Source organism: Agromyces protaetiae (assembly GCF_004135405.1).
Lineage (GTDB): Bacteria > Actinomycetota > Actinomycetes > Actinomycetales > Microbacteriaceae > Agromyces > Agromyces protaetiae.
This window is the reverse complement of the sequence record NZ_CP035491.1, coordinates 3274150-3291429: the sequence shown is the minus strand read 5'-3', so window position 1 is coordinate 3291429 and position 17280 is coordinate 3274150. Positions and strand designations below refer to the sequence as shown.

13 protein-coding genes, 1 tRNA gene and 1 pseudogene are annotated in these 17280 nt (G+C 72.5%); 8 read left to right on the top strand and 7 right to left on the bottom strand.

Translation table 11 applies throughout. The features are described from left to right. Nucleotides 1-11: 11 nt before the first annotated feature. The 4 genes from ET445_RS15320 to ET445_RS15305 form a co-directional block, all read right to left on the bottom strand. A complete protein-coding gene (locus tag ET445_RS15320) occupies nt 12-746 on the bottom strand; it encodes a PspA/IM30 family protein (protein WP_129192037.1) in 735 nt (244 codons plus the stop codon). 62 nt (nt 747-808) lie between these two features. Then, a complete protein-coding gene (locus ET445_RS15315) occupies nt 809-2809 on the bottom strand; it encodes a TPM domain-containing protein (RefSeq protein ID WP_243695231.1) in 2001 nt (666 codons plus the stop codon). A 140-nt stretch (nt 2810-2949) separates the two neighbouring features. Next, the gene (locus ET445_RS15310) at nt 2950-3708 is read right to left on the bottom strand and encodes a hypothetical protein (RefSeq protein ID WP_129192035.1); all 759 of its coding nucleotides are present in this window, start codon (nt 3706-3708) and stop codon (nt 2950-2952) included. A 120-nt stretch (nt 3709-3828) separates the two neighbouring features. Further along, nucleotides 3829-4362, bottom strand: coding sequence for a sigma-70 family RNA polymerase sigma factor (locus ET445_RS15305; RefSeq protein ID WP_129192034.1), 534 nt, complete (start codon nt 4360-4362; stop codon nt 3829-3831). 138 nt (nt 4363-4500) lie between these two features. On the opposite strand from ET445_RS15305, the gene ET445_RS15300 reads away from it, so the two are divergent. Further along, on the top strand, nt 4501-5340 hold the full coding sequence (locus ET445_RS15300; RefSeq protein ID WP_129192033.1) for a hypothetical protein: 840 nt from the start codon (nt 4501-4503) through the stop codon (nt 5338-5340). 110 nt (nt 5341-5450) lie between these two features. On the opposite strand, the gene ET445_RS15295 is transcribed toward ET445_RS15300, so the two are convergent. The 3 genes from ET445_RS15295 to ET445_RS17350 all read right to left on the bottom strand — a co-directional run bounded on the left by ET445_RS15295 (nt 5451) and on the right by ET445_RS17350 (nt 7356). Next, a tRNA-Arg gene (locus ET445_RS15295) sits at nt 5451-5523 on the bottom strand. Between the two features lie 181 nt (nt 5524-5704). Further along, nucleotides 5705-6763 (bottom strand): ROK family transcriptional regulator, encoded by a 1059-nt coding sequence (locus tag ET445_RS15290; RefSeq protein ID WP_165314424.1) that lies wholly within the window; start codon nt 6761-6763, stop codon nt 5705-5707. Then, the gene (locus ET445_RS17350; RefSeq protein ID WP_165314423.1) at nt 6760-7356 is read right to left on the bottom strand and encodes an iron ABC transporter ATP-binding protein; all 597 of its coding nucleotides are present in this window, start codon (nt 7354-7356) and stop codon (nt 6760-6762) included. The genes ET445_RS15290 and ET445_RS17350 overlap by 4 nt, the downstream gene beginning before the upstream one ends. A 70-nt stretch (nt 7357-7426) precedes the next feature. Between ET445_RS17350 and ET445_RS15285 the strand changes: the two are divergent. The 7 genes and pseudogenes from ET445_RS15285 to rho all read left to right on the top strand — a co-directional run bounded on the left by ET445_RS15285 (nt 7427) and on the right by rho (nt 17268). Then, nucleotides 7427-9099 (top strand): annotated as a pseudogene (locus tag ET445_RS15285) (arginine--tRNA ligase). 34 nt (nt 9100-9133) lie between these two features. Further along, on the top strand, nt 9134-9946 hold the full coding sequence (locus ET445_RS15280) for an LmeA family phospholipid-binding protein (protein ID WP_129192031.1): 813 nt from the start codon (nt 9134-9136) through the stop codon (nt 9944-9946). Nucleotides 9947-10123: 177 nt separating this feature from the next. Continuing rightward, nucleotides 10124-11563, top strand: coding sequence for a diaminopimelate decarboxylase (lysA, locus tag ET445_RS15275; protein ID WP_129192030.1), 1440 nt, complete (start codon nt 10124-10126; stop codon nt 11561-11563). Beyond that, a complete protein-coding gene (locus tag ET445_RS15270; protein ID WP_129192029.1) occupies nt 11560-12867 on the top strand; it encodes a homoserine dehydrogenase in 1308 nt (435 codons plus the stop codon). Before lysA ends, ET445_RS15270 begins: the two co-directional genes overlap by 4 nt. Further along, nucleotides 12868-13968, top strand: a complete 1101-nt coding sequence (gene thrC / locus ET445_RS15265; RefSeq protein WP_129192028.1) for a threonine synthase — start codon at nt 12868-12870, stop codon at nt 13966-13968. Continuing rightward, entirely contained in the window at nt 13965-14933 is a 969-nt protein-coding gene (gene thrB / locus ET445_RS15260) for a homoserine kinase (protein ID WP_129192027.1), read from the top strand. Before thrC ends, thrB begins: the two co-directional genes overlap by 4 nt. 244 nt (nt 14934-15177) lie before the next feature. Beyond that, a complete protein-coding gene (gene rho, locus ET445_RS15255) occupies nt 15178-17268 on the top strand; it encodes a transcription termination factor Rho (protein ID WP_129192026.1) in 2091 nt (696 codons plus the stop codon). Nucleotides 17269-17280: the final 12 nt, after the last annotated feature.

Here is a 17280-nt window from a genome sequence, read left to right as displayed (position 1 = left end):
CCGATCGCGCGTCAGCCGCCGATCGCACCCTGCGCTCCGCCGGCCTTGAGGGCCGCGAGGCGCGCGTCGACCTCGGTGAGCTCGCCGAGGTCGTCGAGCTCGTTGAACTGCGCGTCGAGGGTCGACGCGGCGAGCTCGGCCTGGCCGCGGACCTTGGCCTCTTCGCGGCGGATCTTGTCCTCGAAGCGGCCGAGGTCGCTCGTAGGGTCGAGGATGTCGATCGACTTGACGGCGTCGTGCACCTGCTGCTGTGCGGCGGCCGTCTTCGAGCGGGCCACGAGCTCGCTGCGCTTGTTCTGCAGCTGGACGAGCTTCTCCTTCATGCCGTTGAGGCCGCTCTTGAGCTTGTCGACGACCTCGGTCTGCGCGGCGAGCTGCGGCTCGGCCGAGCGGGCCTCGTTCTCGGCCGAGATCTGGCGGCTGAGGGCGACCTTGGCGAGGTTGTCGAACTTATCGGCGTCGACGGTGTTGCCGGCCGTGCGGAACTCGTCGGCCTTGCGGCTCGCGGCAAGGGCTTTCTGACCCCACTCGTCGGCGGCGCGGACGTCTTCTTTGTGGTCGTCTTCGAGCAGGCGCAGGTTGCCGATCGTCTCGGCGATCGCGGCCTCGGCGTCGGCGATCGAGTTGGTGTAGTCGCGCACCATCTGGTCGAGCATCTTCTCGGGGTCTTCGGCCTCGTCGAGAAGGGCGTTGATGTTCGCGCGCACGAGCTGGGAGATGCGCCCGAAGATGGACTGCTTTGCCATGGTTGATTTCTCCTTCGTTGGATGTTGGACGTGTCACAGTTCGCCGGTGTCGGATGTCTCCCTCAGAACCGTCCCCCTCCGGATCGGCGGCCCCTCGTGGAGCTGCCCCCGAAGCTTCCCGCGGCCGACCGGCGGCCCGAGCTCGATCCGCCGCCGAATCCTCCGAATCCGCCGCCGCCACCGCTTCCGCCGCCGAATCCTCCGAACCCGCCCCCGCCCCCGCCGCCGAGCATGTTGTTGATGAGAATGCCGCCGAGCACGGCGCCGAGGACGTCGCCTCCGCCGCCCTGCTGCGGCTGGCCGCCGAACGCGCCGCCGAAGCCGCCGACGTCCTGCTGCGCGACCCGGATGGCGTCGTTCGCCAACTGCTCCGCGCGTTGCGCGTTCTGGAGGGCGCCCGCGGGGTCGCTCACCCGCGTCTGCTCGGCGAGCGTGACGAGCCGGCCGGCCTCGGCGAGGCGGGTGCGGGCCTCGGCGCCGACGGCGCCGCGGCGGTTCACGAGGTAGTCCTCGGCGGCGGCGACTCCGGCGCGCGCGGTCGAGATCGACCGGTCGAGCTGGGCGGCGACGCGGGCGGCCTGCTCGGCGGCTTCGCGGGCCGATCCGACGGCGCCGTCGATGCGGGCGTTCGCCTGTTCGAGACGGGCCTGCAGGGCGAGCGGGTCGCGGCCGACCTGGGCTCCCGCGGCGCGGAGCGCGGCCGCCTCGGCGGCGGTGGCCTGGGCGATCTCGGCGAGACCGGCGCCCTGGAGCCCGGCCGCGGTCTGCACGTCGGTCTCGAGGTCGGCGACGCCGGCGGCGACCGCGTGGTCGGCCTCCTCGAGGGCCGCGCCGAGCTTGTCGATCGCTTCGGCGAGGACGCCCGCCTGATCGGCGGCTTCCTCGGCGGCACGGATCGAGACCGCTGCGTCGCTCGTCTCGCCGGCCGCGATGGCCGCGGCCGCGGCATCCGCCGATTGCGTCGCGAACTCGAGCCGCGATTGCGCCTGCGCGGGGTTGTCGGCGACGGTCGCGAGCACGCTCGCGGCGTACACGGCGCCGAGCGCCGCGAGCCGATCGGCGGCGGGCGCGACCTTCTCGGCCTGCGAGGCGGTCAAGAGCTTCACGCGCTCGAGCTCTTGCGGGGCGTTGCGCTCGAGGTCGCGGAGCTCGTCGAACTTCGCGGCCTGCTCGTCGAGCGCCTGGTCGGCCTCGCCCGTGAGCTGGATGATGCTCCCGTACCAGGCGCGCCGCTGCTCGTCGGTGTCGGGCACGGCGTCGTCGAGCTGCTGCTGGAGGGCGAACGCCTCGGCGACCTTGCCCTTGGCCATTGCGAGCGCCTCGCGGAACGGGGCCGTCGCCTCGTCGCCGTACGCGGCGACGGCGAAGCCGAGTTCTTCTTCGCTCGTGCGGACGGCGTCGTCGATCGCGACGAGCGCGCCGCCGGCCTGGCGGCGGAGGTCTTCGATCGGCACCGCCGCTGCCCCGCCTGCGACCTGCCCGGCCTTCTTCTTGCGCCGCGAGACGACGACGAGGACGACGACGACGATGGCCGCGAGGGCGAGGAGGAGCAGAATCCAGCCCCAGCCGAACCCGCCTCCGGTGCCCGCTCCACCGCCCGCGATGGCGTCGGCGGCCGCGATCGCCGCGCCCGCCCAGTCGTCGTCGCTGAGCCGCGGCTCGATGACCTGGCTGCGGATGCGCGCGATCTCGGAGTCGGAGAGCGACGCGCCGTCGGCGACCGAGAGCGAATACGAGCGGCCGTCGACGGCGACGGCGAGCAGATAGTCTTCGTCGCCCATGTTGTTGGCGACGGCCGTGTCGTTCGCCCAGGTCTCGGCCGACGTCGGGTTCGTGAACTGGTCGACGTACGCGACGAACAGCTGACGGCCGCTGCGCTGCCCCGCGTCTTGGAGCGCGCGCTCGACCTCGGCGAGGTCGCCGCCGAGCACTCCCGCGGCGTCGACGACCGGTGAGGCGCCGAACGTGACGGGGTCTTCGGCGTACGCGGGCGACGCGATGAACAGACCGGCCAGAACTGCAAGAGCGGCGGCCGCGATCGACCATCCTCTGGACGTGTGCACCAGTGCATTCCCCCGTTTCCGCCCGGACGAAGCCCACTCTATGGCCCAGGGGCGGGGTGCGTCCATGCGGGCGCGTCGGGTTGCGTCACGCGGCCCGTTCTGGGGAGACACCGGCGCGTGCGCCCGAGTCGGGGCCCGTTTCAGCGCACGTCGAAGCGGGCGTCGGCCGACCCGGTGAGCACGTCGTCGCCGTCGAGCGGGACGAGCACGACGGTCGCGCGCACGGTGTAGGCGCCGGGGTCGAGGGGCTGGTCGGCGCGCTGGTCGCCGGTCGGCGAGCACCGCACGGCGGTGAGCGTCGCCGAGAGTTCGAGGGATGCCCCGGGGGCCAGGCGGATGTCCCGTGCCGCGCCGAATCCGTCGGCGGGGGAGTGCGCGACCACGAGCCCGGCGCCGTCGGCGACCGCGAGCACCGGCGCAGTCCGGATCGACCCGACGAGCGGCGTCTCCGCGGCGTTCCGGACCGTCACGGCGACCGTCGTCGCGGCACCGGGCGCGACGGATCCGATCGGCGCGATCGACACCCGCAGGGGCCGGGCCGCGACATCCTCGCCGCCGTCGGCCGAGTCGCCCTGCGGCGCGGGCGACGGCGCACCGCACCGCGCGAACGTCGCGAGCGGGTCGAGCGCGACATCGGGCGCCGGCACCGGGTCGCGCGGCGCGATCCCCGCCTCCTCGCCGCCCGAGTCGACGCCGCCGGTGGGGTCGGCGAACGACTCGCCCGACCCCGGCGCCTCGACCGGAGCATCCGCCGCCGATCCGCTCGAAGAGGCCGCGCCGCCCAGCCGCACGGCGCCGAACGTGAGCCCGCCGACCACGACGACGCCCGCGACGGCGAGCGTCCCGCCGACGATCGCCCGGCGCCGTGCGCTCCGCGAGCGACGGCTCGCCGCGAGCACGGCCGGCAGGTCGAGCGAGGCGCCGTCCGAGGCATCCGCCGCGTGCGCGAGCGCCTCTCGCAGCCGCTCCTCGGTGCCGTGCGCGCCGGGCGCGCCGCCCGGCCCGGGGTTCCGTGGAGGTCAGGTCCGGACATCCGCGTCTCCTCTCTGCGCGCGGGGATCGCCCGCCGCCTCGAGCTGGGAGGAGAGGGCGTGCAATCCGTCGCTCAGGTAGCGCTTGACCGCGCCCGACGAGATGCCGAGCGTGCGTGCGATGCCGTCGACCGTGAGGTCGTCGTAGTAGCGCAGCACGATGCACGCGGCCTGGCGCGGCGCGAGCGCGCGCACGCGCGCCGCGAGATCGAGGCGATCGTCGGTCGCTTCTGCGGGTGACGCGCTCGTCGCCGGTTCGCCCACGAGATGGCGGATGCCCCGCCACGTCCCCGCCCGTCGCGACCGGTCAATCACGCCGTTCAGGATCGCCCGCCGCACGTACGCCTCCGCCTTCGGCAGATCGAGCGCCATCCTGGGCCGCCCGAACGTCCGCACCAGGGCGTCCTGCACGAGGTCGGCCGCCTCGTCGGGGTCGCCCGTGAGCAGGGTCGCATACCGCACGAGCGCGCTGCCGCGCTCGGCGACGAGGCGTGTCGCCACCGCGTCCCACGAGCCCGCCACGTGCGCTCCTCCCGACGGCGGGATCTCCGCCGTCACCCATCATCAACGATGCAGCGACGGATTTCGTTGGGTCGGCGGCGGGAATCCGCGGAGGCTGTGCCACACTTCGGTGAGTCCGGATGGGAACCAGGTGAGCCGATGACGTACCCCTCGCACGAGCCGCAACCCGCCCCTGCCGCGGGGTCGACGGCCCGGTGGGGGTTCCGCGCGGCGGAGTTCCTCGCGGTCGGCGGCGGGACGCTCGCCGCAGCACTGGTCATCCAGCTCGTGATCGGCGTTGCGATCGGCGCGTCGCCGTTCCTCGGCGGTGTCTTCGGGATGACGGGCGCCCTGCTCAAGTGGGGGGTCTGGTTCGCGGCACTCGCGGTGATCGTGTCGGCGCCGAGACCGCCCTCTCCCAAGGCGCGACTCGGCCTTGCCGTCGCGGTGGCCGCAGTGCTCGACGTCGGGTTCACGCTCGCCACGGGTGCGCCACCCGTGTTCTTCCTGCTCGCGGGCGGACCGACCGTCTTCGCATTCACCGCGGCGGCGGCGATCGGGGGATACCTCGGTGCCATGATGCTCACGCGGCATCGTGTCGGTGAGTCCATGGGGCGCTGGGCGCTCTCGGCCGTGACGACCGTGCTGCTCATCGTCGGGGGCGCCTTGGTCGGGGCGCTCTTCCTGCAGTACTTCGACGTCTACTTCAACATCGGAGGCACGATTCCGACAGCGACGGCTGCGGAGATCGCGCGCTTCGAGGTCACCGTGATCGTCTGCCTCCTCGCGATTGCGGCAGCCGTCGTGGTCGCCGCGATACGGCGCAGGAAAGGAGTCGTCCTCCTCGCACTCGCGCTCGCCGTCGTCGCGCTCGGAACCGCCGCCGTGCTCCCGGTTCCCCGGGGGCGTTGGTTCATCGCACCCGAACCGCAGTGGGAACCGCCCGCGAACCATGCTCCGTGCTTCGGCGAAGGCGATCCCGATTGCGTCGGCGGGTGAGCCGCGCAAGCCGCCGCGCCCCGGTCGCACCGCTCGTCCCGCAATGAAAAACGGCTGGACCCGCGTCACCGCGTGTTCAGCCGTTCACGACGTCCTCAGACATCGCGACGTGCCCCCGGAGGGATTCGAACCCCCGACCTACGGTACCGGAAACCGGCGCTCTATCCCCTGAGCTACGGAGGCGCACAGTTGGAAAGACTACCACCTCGGCGACCCCGAGCCCGACCGCGCAAGCGGTCGCGCGGCGACGGTGACGGCGGCTGCGCGGGCCGTCAGACCTCGACGCGCGCGACCGTGTCGAGGAGCGCTTCGCGCACGCGCTGGCGCGTGAACACGCGGGCGCCCGCGAGGACGGGATCCTCGGTCACGCCGGTCGCGATGACGGCGGGATACCAGCGGCTGATCCGGCGGATCTCGCGTTCGACGGCGGCCGCGAGGTCGGCACCGCCGAGGGCCGCAGTCGGCCCCGCGAGCACGAGCCCGCCGGGGTCGAGGATCGCGAGGAGGGGAGCACCGCGAGGGCGATGCGCTTGGCGAGGGCATCGACGAACTCGGGCCCCGAGGCATCCGCCCGGAGCTCTTCGACGGCGTCGCCGCCGACGAGGTCTTGGAGCGTGTGCGCGTCGGGCGCGAGCGCGAGCGCTTCGGCGGGCACGGAGAGGAAGCCGATCTCGCCGGCGCCGCCGAACGTGCCCCGGTAGAGCTCGCCCGACAGGTCGAACGAGGCGCCGACGCCGTTGCCGAGCCACAGCAGCGCGAACTCGGCGTGCTCGCGGCCCGCGCCGAACTCGCGTTCGGCGATCGCCGCGAGGTTCACGTCGTTCTCGATGTAGACGGTGCGTTCGAGCGCCGACTCGAGGGTGTCGCGAAGGCCCGTCTGGGGCCAGTTCGGCAGTGTCTCGGTGAAGAGTTCGCCGCGCCCGCCCGGGTCGACGTAGCCGGCGGTGCCGATGACGACCGTCCGCACTTCGGAGGCCTCGGTGCCGGCGGCCTGGCTCGCGTCGAGGATGGCCCGCTCGACTTCGCGGACGGCATCGCGTTCGCTCGTCTCGGAAGGCAGGGTCGTGCGGACGACCGGATGCGCCGTGCCCGCCGCGTCGACGACGGCGGCTCGCAGCTCGTGGGCGTCGATGTCGATCGCGACGCCGAGCGGGCGGTCGAGCCGTGCCGCGTAGACGACGGCGTTGCGGCCGGGGCTGCCCGCGACCGTGCCGCGCTCCTCGACCACGCCGGCCGCGATGAGCCGCGTCATCATGAGCGATGCGGTCGGCTTGGACACGCCGACGATCTCGCAGATGCCGATGCGCGTGAGGGGGCCGTGGTCGAGGAGCGCGGCGAGGCCGACGCGGTCGTTCACGGCGCCGAGCCACGACGGGGTGCCCTGTGCGGATGCGGTGCCCGGCGGGCGTCGTCTGGCGTTCATGCAGCGGGGAGGTTGTCGAGGACGGAGGCGACGAGTTGTTGGGCGTCGCCGGGTTCGAACAGCGCGGCAGAACTCACGACGACCTCGTAGCGGCCCGTGAACACGATCGCGGTGCCGCGGCCGCCCGACTGCGAGAAGAACCCGGATGTCTCGGGGGGCGTGCCGTACGTCGGCACCGGGTTGCTCGACATCGCCGCCTGGCTCGTCGCTGCCGCGAGTGCGCTCGCGGAGGGTGTCGCGACGGCGATCTCGACGACCTCGCCGCTCGTCTGGTTGAGCCATCCGCAGGCCGTGCCGCCGAGTTCGACGACCGCGGTGACGGCGGCCGCGTCGGGCGCGTACGCGGGGTCGGTGCCGAAGTTGGGGTTGAACGCGTAGACCTGGTCGGGGGTGAGGAGCGCGTCGCACGCGATCGCGAACGGCGGGGAGGTCTCTTCGGGCGCGGTGGTCTCGGGGGCGATCGTCTCGCCGCCGGGTGCGTCGGTGGGTGCGGCGGACGCCCCCGGCGTCTCGGTCTCGGCCGGGTTCGGGGTGTCGGCGGCGCACGCGGTGAGCGCGAGCGCGACCGCGAGCAGGATGGCGCCCCCCGCCATTCGGGCGCGGAGCGGGCGGGGGACTGCAGCATGTGAGGAACACTACCAATCGCGCGGGTAGGATTTCGGAGTGACTCCAGCCGATCTGTCCCTCGCCCTGTACGACCTCGTCCTCGCCCTCGTCGAGCGACGTCGCGCGGCAGGGGCCGAGGTGGTCTTCGAGCTCTCGCCCGACCAGGTGACCCTCGAGCGGCCGAAGCTCCGCGAGCACGGCGACTGGGCGTCGAACATCGCGATGCGCATCGCGAAGCCCCTCGGGCAGAACCCGCGCGAGCTCGCAACCGAGCTCGTCGAAGGCCTTGCGACGGTCGACGGCGTCGCGAGCGCCGAGGTCGCGGGCCCCGGCTTCATCAACATCCGTCTCGACGCGGCGGCAGCCGGTGCCCTCGCGAAGACGATCGTCGACGCGGGCGACGCGTACGGCACTGGCGACTCGCAGGCGGGCGCGCGCATCAACCTCGAGTTCGTGTCGGCGAACCCCACGGGCCCCTTCACATCGGCCACACGCGCTGGGCGGCGCTCGGCGACTCGATCGGCCGCGTGCTCCGCGCGGCGGGCGCCGAGGTCGCGAACGAGTACTACATCAACGACGCCGGCAACCAGATGGACAACTTCGGCGCCTCGGTGCTCGCGGCCGCCAAGGGCGAGCCGACGCCTGAGAACGGCTACCCGGGGCAGTACATCGCCGACCTCGCGGCACGCGTGCTCGAGCGCGAGCCGAACCTCCTCGCGCTCGACGACGAGATCGCCCTGCACACGGCGCGGGAGATCGGCTACGAGCTGCAGCTCGCCGAGATCCAGGCCTCGCTCGAGCGATTCAACGTGCACTTCGACGTGTACACGAGCGAGCGGCGTCTGCACGCGGCCGACGACGAGGGCGTGTCGGCCATCGACGCGGCCGTCGAGCGACTCCGCAAGCAGGGCCACGTCTACGACGAAGACGACGCCGTGTGGGTCAAGACGACCGACTTCGGCGACGACAAAGACCGCGTCATCCGCCGCGGCAACGGCGTCTACACGTACTTCGCGGCCGACGCCGCCTACTACCTCGACAAGGGCGACCGCGGCTTCGGGCACAAGATCTACCTGCTGGGCGCCGACCACCACGGCTACGTGCACCGGCTCAAGGCCCTCGCGGGCGCCGCGGGCGACGACCCCGAGAAGGACATCGAGGTCCTCATCGGCCAGCTCGTGAGCGTCAACGGCGCGAAGCTCTCCAAGCGCGCGGGCAACATCATCGAGCTCGACGACCTGCAGGCCTGGATCGGCACCGACGCGCTGCGTTACTCGCTCGCGCGCTACCCTGCCGACTCGCCCCTCACGCTCGACCCCGAGCAGCTGAAGCGCCGCACGAACGACAACCCCGTCTTCTACGTGCAGTACGCGCATGCCCGCACGTGCGCGGTCGGCCGCAACGCCGCTGCGTCGGGCGTCGACCGCAGCGCGTTCGCCCCCGAGCTGCTCGAGCACGAGACCGAGTCGGCGCTTCTCGGCGCGCTGCAGGAGTTCCCGCGCATCGTCGCCCAGTCGGCCGAGCTCCGCGAGCCGCACCGCGTCGCCCGCTACATCGAAGAGCTCGCGGGCCTCTACCACCGCTGGTACGACAACTGCCGCGTCATCCCGCAGGGCGACGAGCCCGTGACCGACGTGCACCGCACGCGCCTGTGGCTGAACGACGCGTCGGGGCAGGTCATCCGCAACGGACTCGACCTGCTCGGCGTGTCCGCGCCCGAACGCATGTAGCGTGCGACGCGGGCCCGACAGAAGGAGCGCGGCAATGGCGGACGATCCAGACGAGACGCAGGTCACCGAAGTGCTTCCGGATGTCTCGGCCGAAGCCGATCCGCCGCGTGCGCGCCGGCGCGGCCGGGGCTGGATCATCGCGGGCATCGTCGTCGCGATCGTCGCGATCATCGCGGTCGTCGCCGACATCGTGGCACGCAACGTCGCCGAGTCGACGATCGAGGTGCAGGCGGCCAAGGCGCTGCCCGAGAACGTGACGGGCGACATCCACGCCTCGATCGGCGGCTTCTCGGTGCTCGCGCAGCTCATCACGGGTCGCGCCGAGCGGGTCGAGCTGACGGCCCCGAAGCTCGTCGTCGACGGTACGCCCATGGCGGTCGACGTCGTGGTGCGAGACATCCCGATCCGGCTCGACGGTCCGACGGGGCGGATCGACGCCGAGGTCGACCTCGATCAAGACGCCGTCAACCGGCTCGCGTTCGCGCAGGGCGTGCCCGGCGGATTCACCCTCGGCGACGGCCTCGTCGGGTACACGGGGCAGCTCGAGATCCTCGGCTTCCCCGTGCACTATTCGGCGAGCGCACGGGCCGAGGCCGCGGGCGACGCCGTGCTCCTCACGCCGACGGCCGTCGAGGTCGGATCGGGCGCGGTCGCGCTCGACCTGTCGGAGGCGACCCAGTCGGTCCTCGGCGGCGATCCGCTCCGCATCTGCGTCGCCGAGCAGTTGCCGGCGGGCGTCGAGATCGCCGGCATCGACGTGCGGAAGGGCGAAGCGACGGTCCGGCTCGAGTCGACGGGCCTCGTGCTCGATGCCGAGCACCTGAAGGCGACCGGAACCTGCTCGTGAGGCGCGTGCGCGCCGTGTTCCACAACCGGCGCGTCATCGATTCGTCTCCCGTGATGCGCCGTCGATAGAATCGGCCCGTCCCGCCGCCAGGCGGGTCGCAGAGGCTTCAGGGACCGATCCGGGTTCGCTCGCCGTTCGAAGCGACCGGCCCGGCATCCGTCTCCGTGAGGTTTCCCCGTGGCATCCACCCCCTTCGCCGCGCCGGCCGAAGCGCCGGCTGACGTCAACGCGCTCGCCCGCGCCGTGTGGCCCGAGGGCGCCGCGCGCGACGCCGACGGCCGGCTCGTCGTGGGCGGCATCGACGCCGTCTCGCTCGCCGCGCAGTATGGCACTCCGCTCTACGTGGTCGACGAGCGGGTGGTGCGCGACCGCGCCGCCCGCACCCGTCTCGCGTTCGAGCGCGCGGCCGAGGCCGCGGGCACGTCGGCGACCGTCTACTACGCGGGCAAGGCGTTCCTCTCGGCCGAGATCGTTCGCTGGGTGACGGGCGAGGGCCTCGCGGTCGACGTGTGCAGCGGGGGAGAGCTCGCGACCGCGCTCGCCGCTGGCGCCGACGCAGGGCGCCTCGGCTTCCACGGCAACAACAAGTCGGTCGTCGAGATCGAGCGTGCGGTGCTCGCGGGCGTCGGCACGATCGTCATCGACAGCGAGATCGAGGTCGAGCGGGTCGCCGCGGTCGCCGCCCGTCACGGGCGCGTGCAGCGCGTGCGACTGCGCGTCAACAGCGGCGTGCACGCGTCGACCCATGACTTCCTCGCAACCGCCCACGAAGACCAGAAGTTCGGCGTGCCGCTCGAGCGCGCCGCAGAGCTCGGCGAGCGCATCCGCTCGCACGCGTCGCTCGAGTTCGTCGGGCTCCACTGCCATATCGGTTCCCAGATCTTCGACGCCGCGGGCTTCGGAGAATCGGCCGAGCGGCTCCTCGCCGCCCATGCGGCGCTCTCGGCGGTCGCGCCCGTGCCCGAGCTGAACCTCGGCGGCGGCTTCGGCATCGCCTACACCGAGGCCGACGACCCCCAGCCCATCGAACAGGTCGCACAGGGCATCGTCGACGCCGTCGTGCGCGCGAGCGCAGCGAACGGCGTGCCCGTGCCGAAGCTCGCGTTCGAGCCCGGCCGCACGATCGTCGGTCCCGCCGGTATCACCCTCTACACGGTCGGTACCGTCAAGCCCGTCCCGATCGAGGGCGGCGTGCGCCGCTACGTGAGCGTCGACGGCGGCATGAGCGACAACGCGCGCACGGCGCTCTACGGCGCGCAGTACACGGCCCGCGTCGCGTCGCGGTTGTCGGATGCCCCGGGGTCGCTCGTTCGCGTCGTCGGCAAGCACTGCGAGGCGGGCGACATCGTCGTCGACCGCGAGCACCTGCCCGAAGACGTCGCTCCCGGCGACCTCCTCGCGGTCGCGGCGACGGGCGCCTACTGCTGGTCGCTGTCGAACAACTACAACCACGTGCCGCGCCCGGCGGTCGTCGCCGTCCGCGACGGGGTCGCGCGCGTCATCGTCCGCGGCGAGACCGAGGCCGACCTGCTCGCCCGCGACGCGGGCATCGAGGCATCCGCCATCTCGGCGATCGCCGACGCCGCCACCGCAGCAGCCGAAGGGGCCGCCGAATGATCGAATACCGTTCCATCCGCGTCGCCCTGCTGGGCGCGGGCTCGGTCGGGTCGCAGGTCGCGCGGCTCCTCCTCGAGCATGCCGACGAACTCGCGGCGCGCATCGGCGCGAAGCTCGAACTCGTCGGCATCGCCGTTCGCGACGTCGATGCGAAGCGCGACGCCGATCTGCCGCGCGAGCTCTTCACGACCGACGCCGAAACGCTCATCCTCGGCGCCGACGTCGTCGTCGAGCTCATGGGCGGACTCGAGCCGGCCCGCACGCTCGTGCTGCAGGCGATCGCGTCCGGAGCCGACGTCGTGACCGGCAACAAGGCGCTCCTCGCTGCGCACGGCCCCGAGCTCTTCGCCGCCGCCGAGCAGGTCGGGGCGCAGCTCTCGTACGAGGCCGCCGTCGGCGGAGCCATCCCGATCATCCGCCCGCTCCGCGAGAGCCTCGCGGGCGACCGCGTCGACCGCATCCTCGGCATCGTCAACGGCACGACGAACTTCATCCTCGACCGCATGGACTCCACCGGCGCATCCCTCGAAGACGCCCTCGCGACGGCCACCGAGCTCGGCTACGCCGAGGCCGACCCGACCGCCGACATCGGCGGCTACGACGCCGCGCAGAAGGCGACGATCCTCGCGAGCCTCGCGTTCCACACGAGCGTGCCCGTCGAAGCCGTGCACCGCGAAGGCATCACGGGCGTGACCGCCGAGCAGATCGCATCGGCGCAGCGCGCGGGCTATGTCGTGAAGCTCCTCGCGATCTGCGAGCGGCTCGCCGACCCCGACACGGGCGACGAGGGTGTGTCGGTGCGCGTCTACCCCGCCCTGGTGCCCCGCACGCACCCGCTCGCGGCGGTGCGCGGCGCCAACAACGCCGTCTTCGTCGAGGCTGCTGCGGCCGGCCCCCTGATGTTCTACGGCGCCGGCGCCGGGGGCGTGCAGACCGCGTCGGCGGTGCTCGGCGACCTCGTCGCGATCGCGCGGCGGCACGTCGTCGGCGGTCCCGGCACGAGCGAGTCGACGCACGCCGACGTCGCCGTGCTGCCCATCGGCTCGATCACGACCCGCTACGCGATCACCCTCGAAGTCGAAGACGAGCCCGGTGTGCTCGCCAAGATCGCAAAGCTCTTCTCCGAACACGGCGTGTCGGTGGAGCAGCTTCAACAGACCGTCGACGAAGGATCCGGCCGGGCTACGCTGGTCATCGGCACCCACGAAGCACGCGAGCAGGCGCTCGCAGACACCGTCGCAGCCCTCGCCGCCCACCCCGTCGTCGCTTCCGTCGCATCCGTGCTCCGAGTCGAAGGATCGTAAGTGAACCAGCCCACCCCGAAGCCCACTTCGCGCCAGTGGCGCGGCGTCATCCGCGAGTACGCCGACCGGCTCGACGTCACCGACGCGACGCCGATCGTCACCCTCGGCGAAGGCGGCACGCCGCTCCTGCCCGCCCCGGCGCTCTCGCGCCGCACGGGCGCCGACGTCTGGGTCAAGTTCGAGGGCATGAACCCCACGGGCTCCTTCAAGGACCGCGGCATGACGATGGCCGTCACGAAGGCCGTCGAGGCCGGCGCGAAGGTCGTCATCTGCGCGTCGACGGGCAACACGTCGGCGTCGGCCGCGGCGTACGCGACGCACGCGGGCATTCAGGCGGCCGTCCTCGTGCCCGAGGGCAAGATCGCGATGGGCAAGCTCAGCCAGGCGATCGCGCACAACGGCCGTCTCATCCAGGTGCAGGGCAACTTCGACGACTGCCTCGACATCGCGCGCGACCTCGCCGCGAACTACCCCGTGCACCTCGTCAACTCGGTCAACAACGACCGCATCGAGGGCCAGAAGACGGCGGCGTTCGAGGTCGTCGAGGTTCTCGGCGACGCGCCCGACTTCCACTTCATCCCCGTCGGCAATGCCGGCAACTACACCGCGTACACGCGCGGCTACCGCGAAGACATCGCGGCCGGCAACGCCACGCGCCTGCCCCGCATGTTCGGCTTCCAGGCCGCCGGCTCGGCGCCCATCGTGCGCGGCGAGCCGGTGAAGAACCCCGAGACGGTCGCGAGCGCGATCCGCATCGGCAACCCCGCCTCGTGGGAGCTCGCACTCGCCGCGCGCGACGAGACCGACGGTTACTTCGGCGCGATCGAAGACCCGAAGATCCTCGAGGCGCAGCGCATCCTCTCGGCCGAGGTCGGCATCTTCGTCGAGCCCGCGTCGGCGATCTCGGTCGCCGGTCTCCTCGAGCGCGCCGAGGCCGGCGTGATCCCGAAGGGCGCACGCGTCGTGCTCACGGTCACGGGTCACGGCCTGAAAGACCCGCAGTGGGCGCTCCGCGACCCCGCGACGGGCGCCGAGTTCGCTCCCACGGTGGTGCCGGCCGAGGTCTCCGAGGTCGCCTCGGTCCTCGGGCTCGTGTCGTGAGCGCGCCCTCCTCCGAGGCGCCTGCGGGCCTCCGCCCGTCGCCCGACCTCTCGGGCCGCGCCGTCCACGTGAAAGTGCCGGCGACGAGCGCGAACCTCGGCCCGGGCTTCGACACGCTCGGACTCGCGCTCGCGCGGTACGACGACCTCGACGTGTCGGTGCTCGATGCGCCGGGTCTCGAGGTCGAGGTGCACGGCGTCGGCGAGGGCGAAGTGCCTCTGGATGCCTCGCACCTCGTCGTGCGCACGATCGCCCACGTCTTCGCGAGCCGCGGCTACGAACTGCCGCCGATCCGCCTCGTGGCGCGCAACACGATCCCGCACGGGCGCGGCCTCGGCTCGTCGGGTGCGGCGATCGTCGCGGGCATCATGGCCGCCAAGGGACTCCTCGACGGTGTCGAGGAGTTCACGGCCGACGACCTCCTCGAACTCGCGACCGAGCTCGAGGGGCACCCCGACAACGTCGCACCCGCGCTCTTCGGCGGTCTGACGATCGCGTGGGTCACGCCCGAGGGTCCGCGGCACAAGAAGCTCATCGTGCACCGCGGCGTGTCGCCGCTCGTGCTCGTGCCCGAGCACGAGATGTCGACGGCGCTCGCCCGGTCGCTCCAGCCGGCCCAGGTGCCGCATGAAGACGCCGTGTTCAACGTGTCGCGGTCGGCGCTGCTCATCGCGGCGCTCATCCAGAGCCCCGAACTGCTCCTGCAGGCGACCGAAGACAAACTGCACCAGACGTACCGGGCCGAGGCGATGCCCGAGACCGACCGGCTCATCAAGGCGCTCCGCGCCGCGGGCCACCCGGCCGTCGTGTCGGGCGCCGGCCCGTCGGTGCTCGTTCTCGCGAGCGACCCGAGCGAGCGCGTCGAGGCCATCCGTCTCGCTGAGCAGGTCGCCGAAGGCACGTGGCAGGCGCTCCCGCTCGCGGTCGACTTCCTCGGCGCGACGGTGCAGCCGGCCGAGGGCTGAGCCGCTCCGGCGCGAGTCCGCTGGCGCGTCGCGGTGCGTTTCGGCGCGGCGAGCGGTGATAGGATGCAATGGCACCCGGCTGAACGCATCGTTCGCGTCTCCAGTCGCATCGTGTGATTCCCAAGCAGTTTCATTGCTCTCGCCGCGCGTGGGTTCGCGCCCTCGTGCGTGATGCCCCATTCCGTGCGGCGACCAGGTCTCCCGGCAGGTATCCCCTGCAGCCGGGGGAAAGGACCACATCCCAGTGACCACCACACCCGAACAGCTCGACACGCCCCGCACCGACCTCACGGGCCTCAAGGTGGCCGAGCTCGCCGAGCTCGCCGCCTCGCTCGGCATCGTCGGCGCGTCCAAGCGACGCAAGGGCGAACTCGTCGAACTCATCACCCAGGCGCAGGCCGTTGCCGCCGGCGAGGGCGCCGAGGCGCCCGCCGTCGAGGCTCCCGTCGAGGCGACCGCAGACGCCGAGCCCGAGACATCCGCGGATGTCCCGGCCGACGTGCCTGCCGCCGACGGCGAGCCCGAGGCATCCGCCCCCGACGCCGCCGGCGCTCCCGCAGCCGACGCGCCCGCCGAGCCGGCTGCTGCCGAACAGCCGCGCCGCGGCCGCCAGCCGCGCCGCGCGACGACCGCGACGGCCGCAGCGCTCCACGTCAACGGCGGCGGCAGCGGCGTCTCGCTCGTGCCCGCCGTCGACGGCGACGACGCTGCCCGTGAGGCGGCCCGTGCGGCCGTCCGCGAGGAACTCGCGGCTGCGACCGGCGGCGCAGCCCGCTCGGGCGACGCAGCCGAGCAGGCCGACGGCGCCGAGGGCTCCGAAGCCCAGGGCGACCAGGCCGCCGACCAGCCTCGCCAGAGCCGCAACCGCAACCGCCGTCGCGGCGGCCGCGGCGGCGACCAGAGCGCCGAGCGCGGCGACAAGCCCGTCGAAGAGGGCGGCCAGCCCCGCCAGAACGGCCGCAACGGCCAGGGTCAGCAGAACGAGCCCCGCAAGCCCGCCGAAGGCGGCGAGACCGAGGTCGGCCAGCGTCAGCAGAACGGCCGCCAGCCGCAGGCCCAGGAGCAGCTCGACGGCGAAGGCGGCCGTCGCAATCGCTACCGCGACCGCAAGCGCCGCGGCCAGAGTCAGGGCGACGACCTCGAGCCCGAGATCCTCGACGACGACGTGCTCATCCCCATCGCGGGCATCCTCGACGTCCTCGACAACTACGCGTTCGTGCGCACGACGGGCTACCTGCCCGGACCGAGCGACGTCTACGTCTCGCTCGGCCAGGTGAAGAAGTACCACCTGCGCAAGGGCGACGCCGTCGTCGGCGCCATCAAGCAGACCCGCGAGGGCGACCAGAACAGCCGTCAGAAGTACAACGCGCTCGTCAAGGTCGACTCGATCAACGGCCAGACCCCCGAAGAGGCGGCCGCGCGCGTCGACTTCCAGAAGCTCACGCCGCTCTACCCGCAGGAGCGCCTGCGCCTCGAGACCGAGCCGACGAAGCTCACGCAGCGCATCATCGACCTCGTCGCCCCCGTCGGCAAGGGCCAGCGCGGCCTCATCGTCGCCCCGCCCAAGGCCGGCAAGACGATCGTGCTCCAGCAGATCGCGAACGCCATCGCGATCAACAACCCCGAGGTCCACCTCATGGTCGTGCTCGTCGACGAGCGCCCCGAAGAGGTCACCGACATGGAGCGCACCGTCAAGGGCGAGGTCATCGCCTCGACCTTCGACCGTCCCGCCGAAGACCACACGACGGTTGCCGAGCTCGCCATCGAGCGCGCGAAGCGCCTCGTCGAGCTCGGCCACGACGTCGTCGTGCTCCTCGACTCGATCACCCGCCTCGGCCGCGCGTACAACCTCGCAGCCCCGGCGTCGGGCCGCATCCTCTCGGGTGGTGTCGACGCGTCGGCGCTCTACCCGCCCAAGCGCTTCTTCGGCGCTGCGCGCAACATCGAGAACGGCGGATCGCTCACGATCCTCGCGACGGCGCTCGTCGAGACCGGCTCGAAGATGGACGAGGTGATCTTCGAGGAGTTCAAGGGCACCGGCAACAGCGAACTGCGCCTCTCCCGCCAGCTCGCCGACAAGCGCATCTTCCCGGCGGTCGACGTCAACGCGTCGTCCACGCGCCGCGAAGAGATGCTGCTCTCGCCCGACGAGGTCAAGATCACGTGGAAGCTGCGCCGTGCCCTCGCGGGCCTCGAACCGCAGCAGGCCCTCGAGGCCGTTCTCGGGCGACTCCGCGAGACGCAGTCGAACACCGAGTTCCTCCTGCTCATGCAGAAGTCGGCTCCCGTCGGCAACGGACACGGGGGCCACGGCCACGAGTCCGACCACCGCTGAACCGTCGACCGT

What these genes read in the sequence shown, in the direction of transcription:
- ET445_RS17350 (WP_165314423.1), bottom strand. Translation starts at nt 7,356, where the DNA reads ATGGCGGGGGGCGCCATCCTGCTCGCGGTCGCGCTCGCGCTCACCGCG.
- ET445_RS15270 (WP_129192029.1), top strand. Translation starts at nt 11,560, where the DNA reads ATGATCGAATACCGTTCCATCCGCGTCGCCCTGCTGGGCGCGGGCTCG.
- ET445_RS15280 (WP_129192031.1), top strand. Translation starts at nt 9,134, where the DNA reads ATGGCGGACGATCCAGACGAGACGCAGGTCACCGAAGTGCTTCCGGAT.
- ET445_RS15300 (WP_129192033.1), top strand. Translation starts at nt 4,501, where the DNA reads ATGACGTACCCCTCGCACGAGCCGCAACCCGCCCCTGCCGCGGGGTCG.
- ET445_RS15320 (WP_129192037.1), bottom strand. Translation starts at nt 746, where the DNA reads ATGGCAAAGCAGTCCATCTTCGGGCGCATCTCCCAGCTCGTGCGCGCG.
- ET445_RS15290 (WP_165314424.1), bottom strand. Translation starts at nt 6,763, where the DNA reads ATGAACGCCAGACGACGCCCGCCGGGCACCGCATCCGCACAGGGCACC.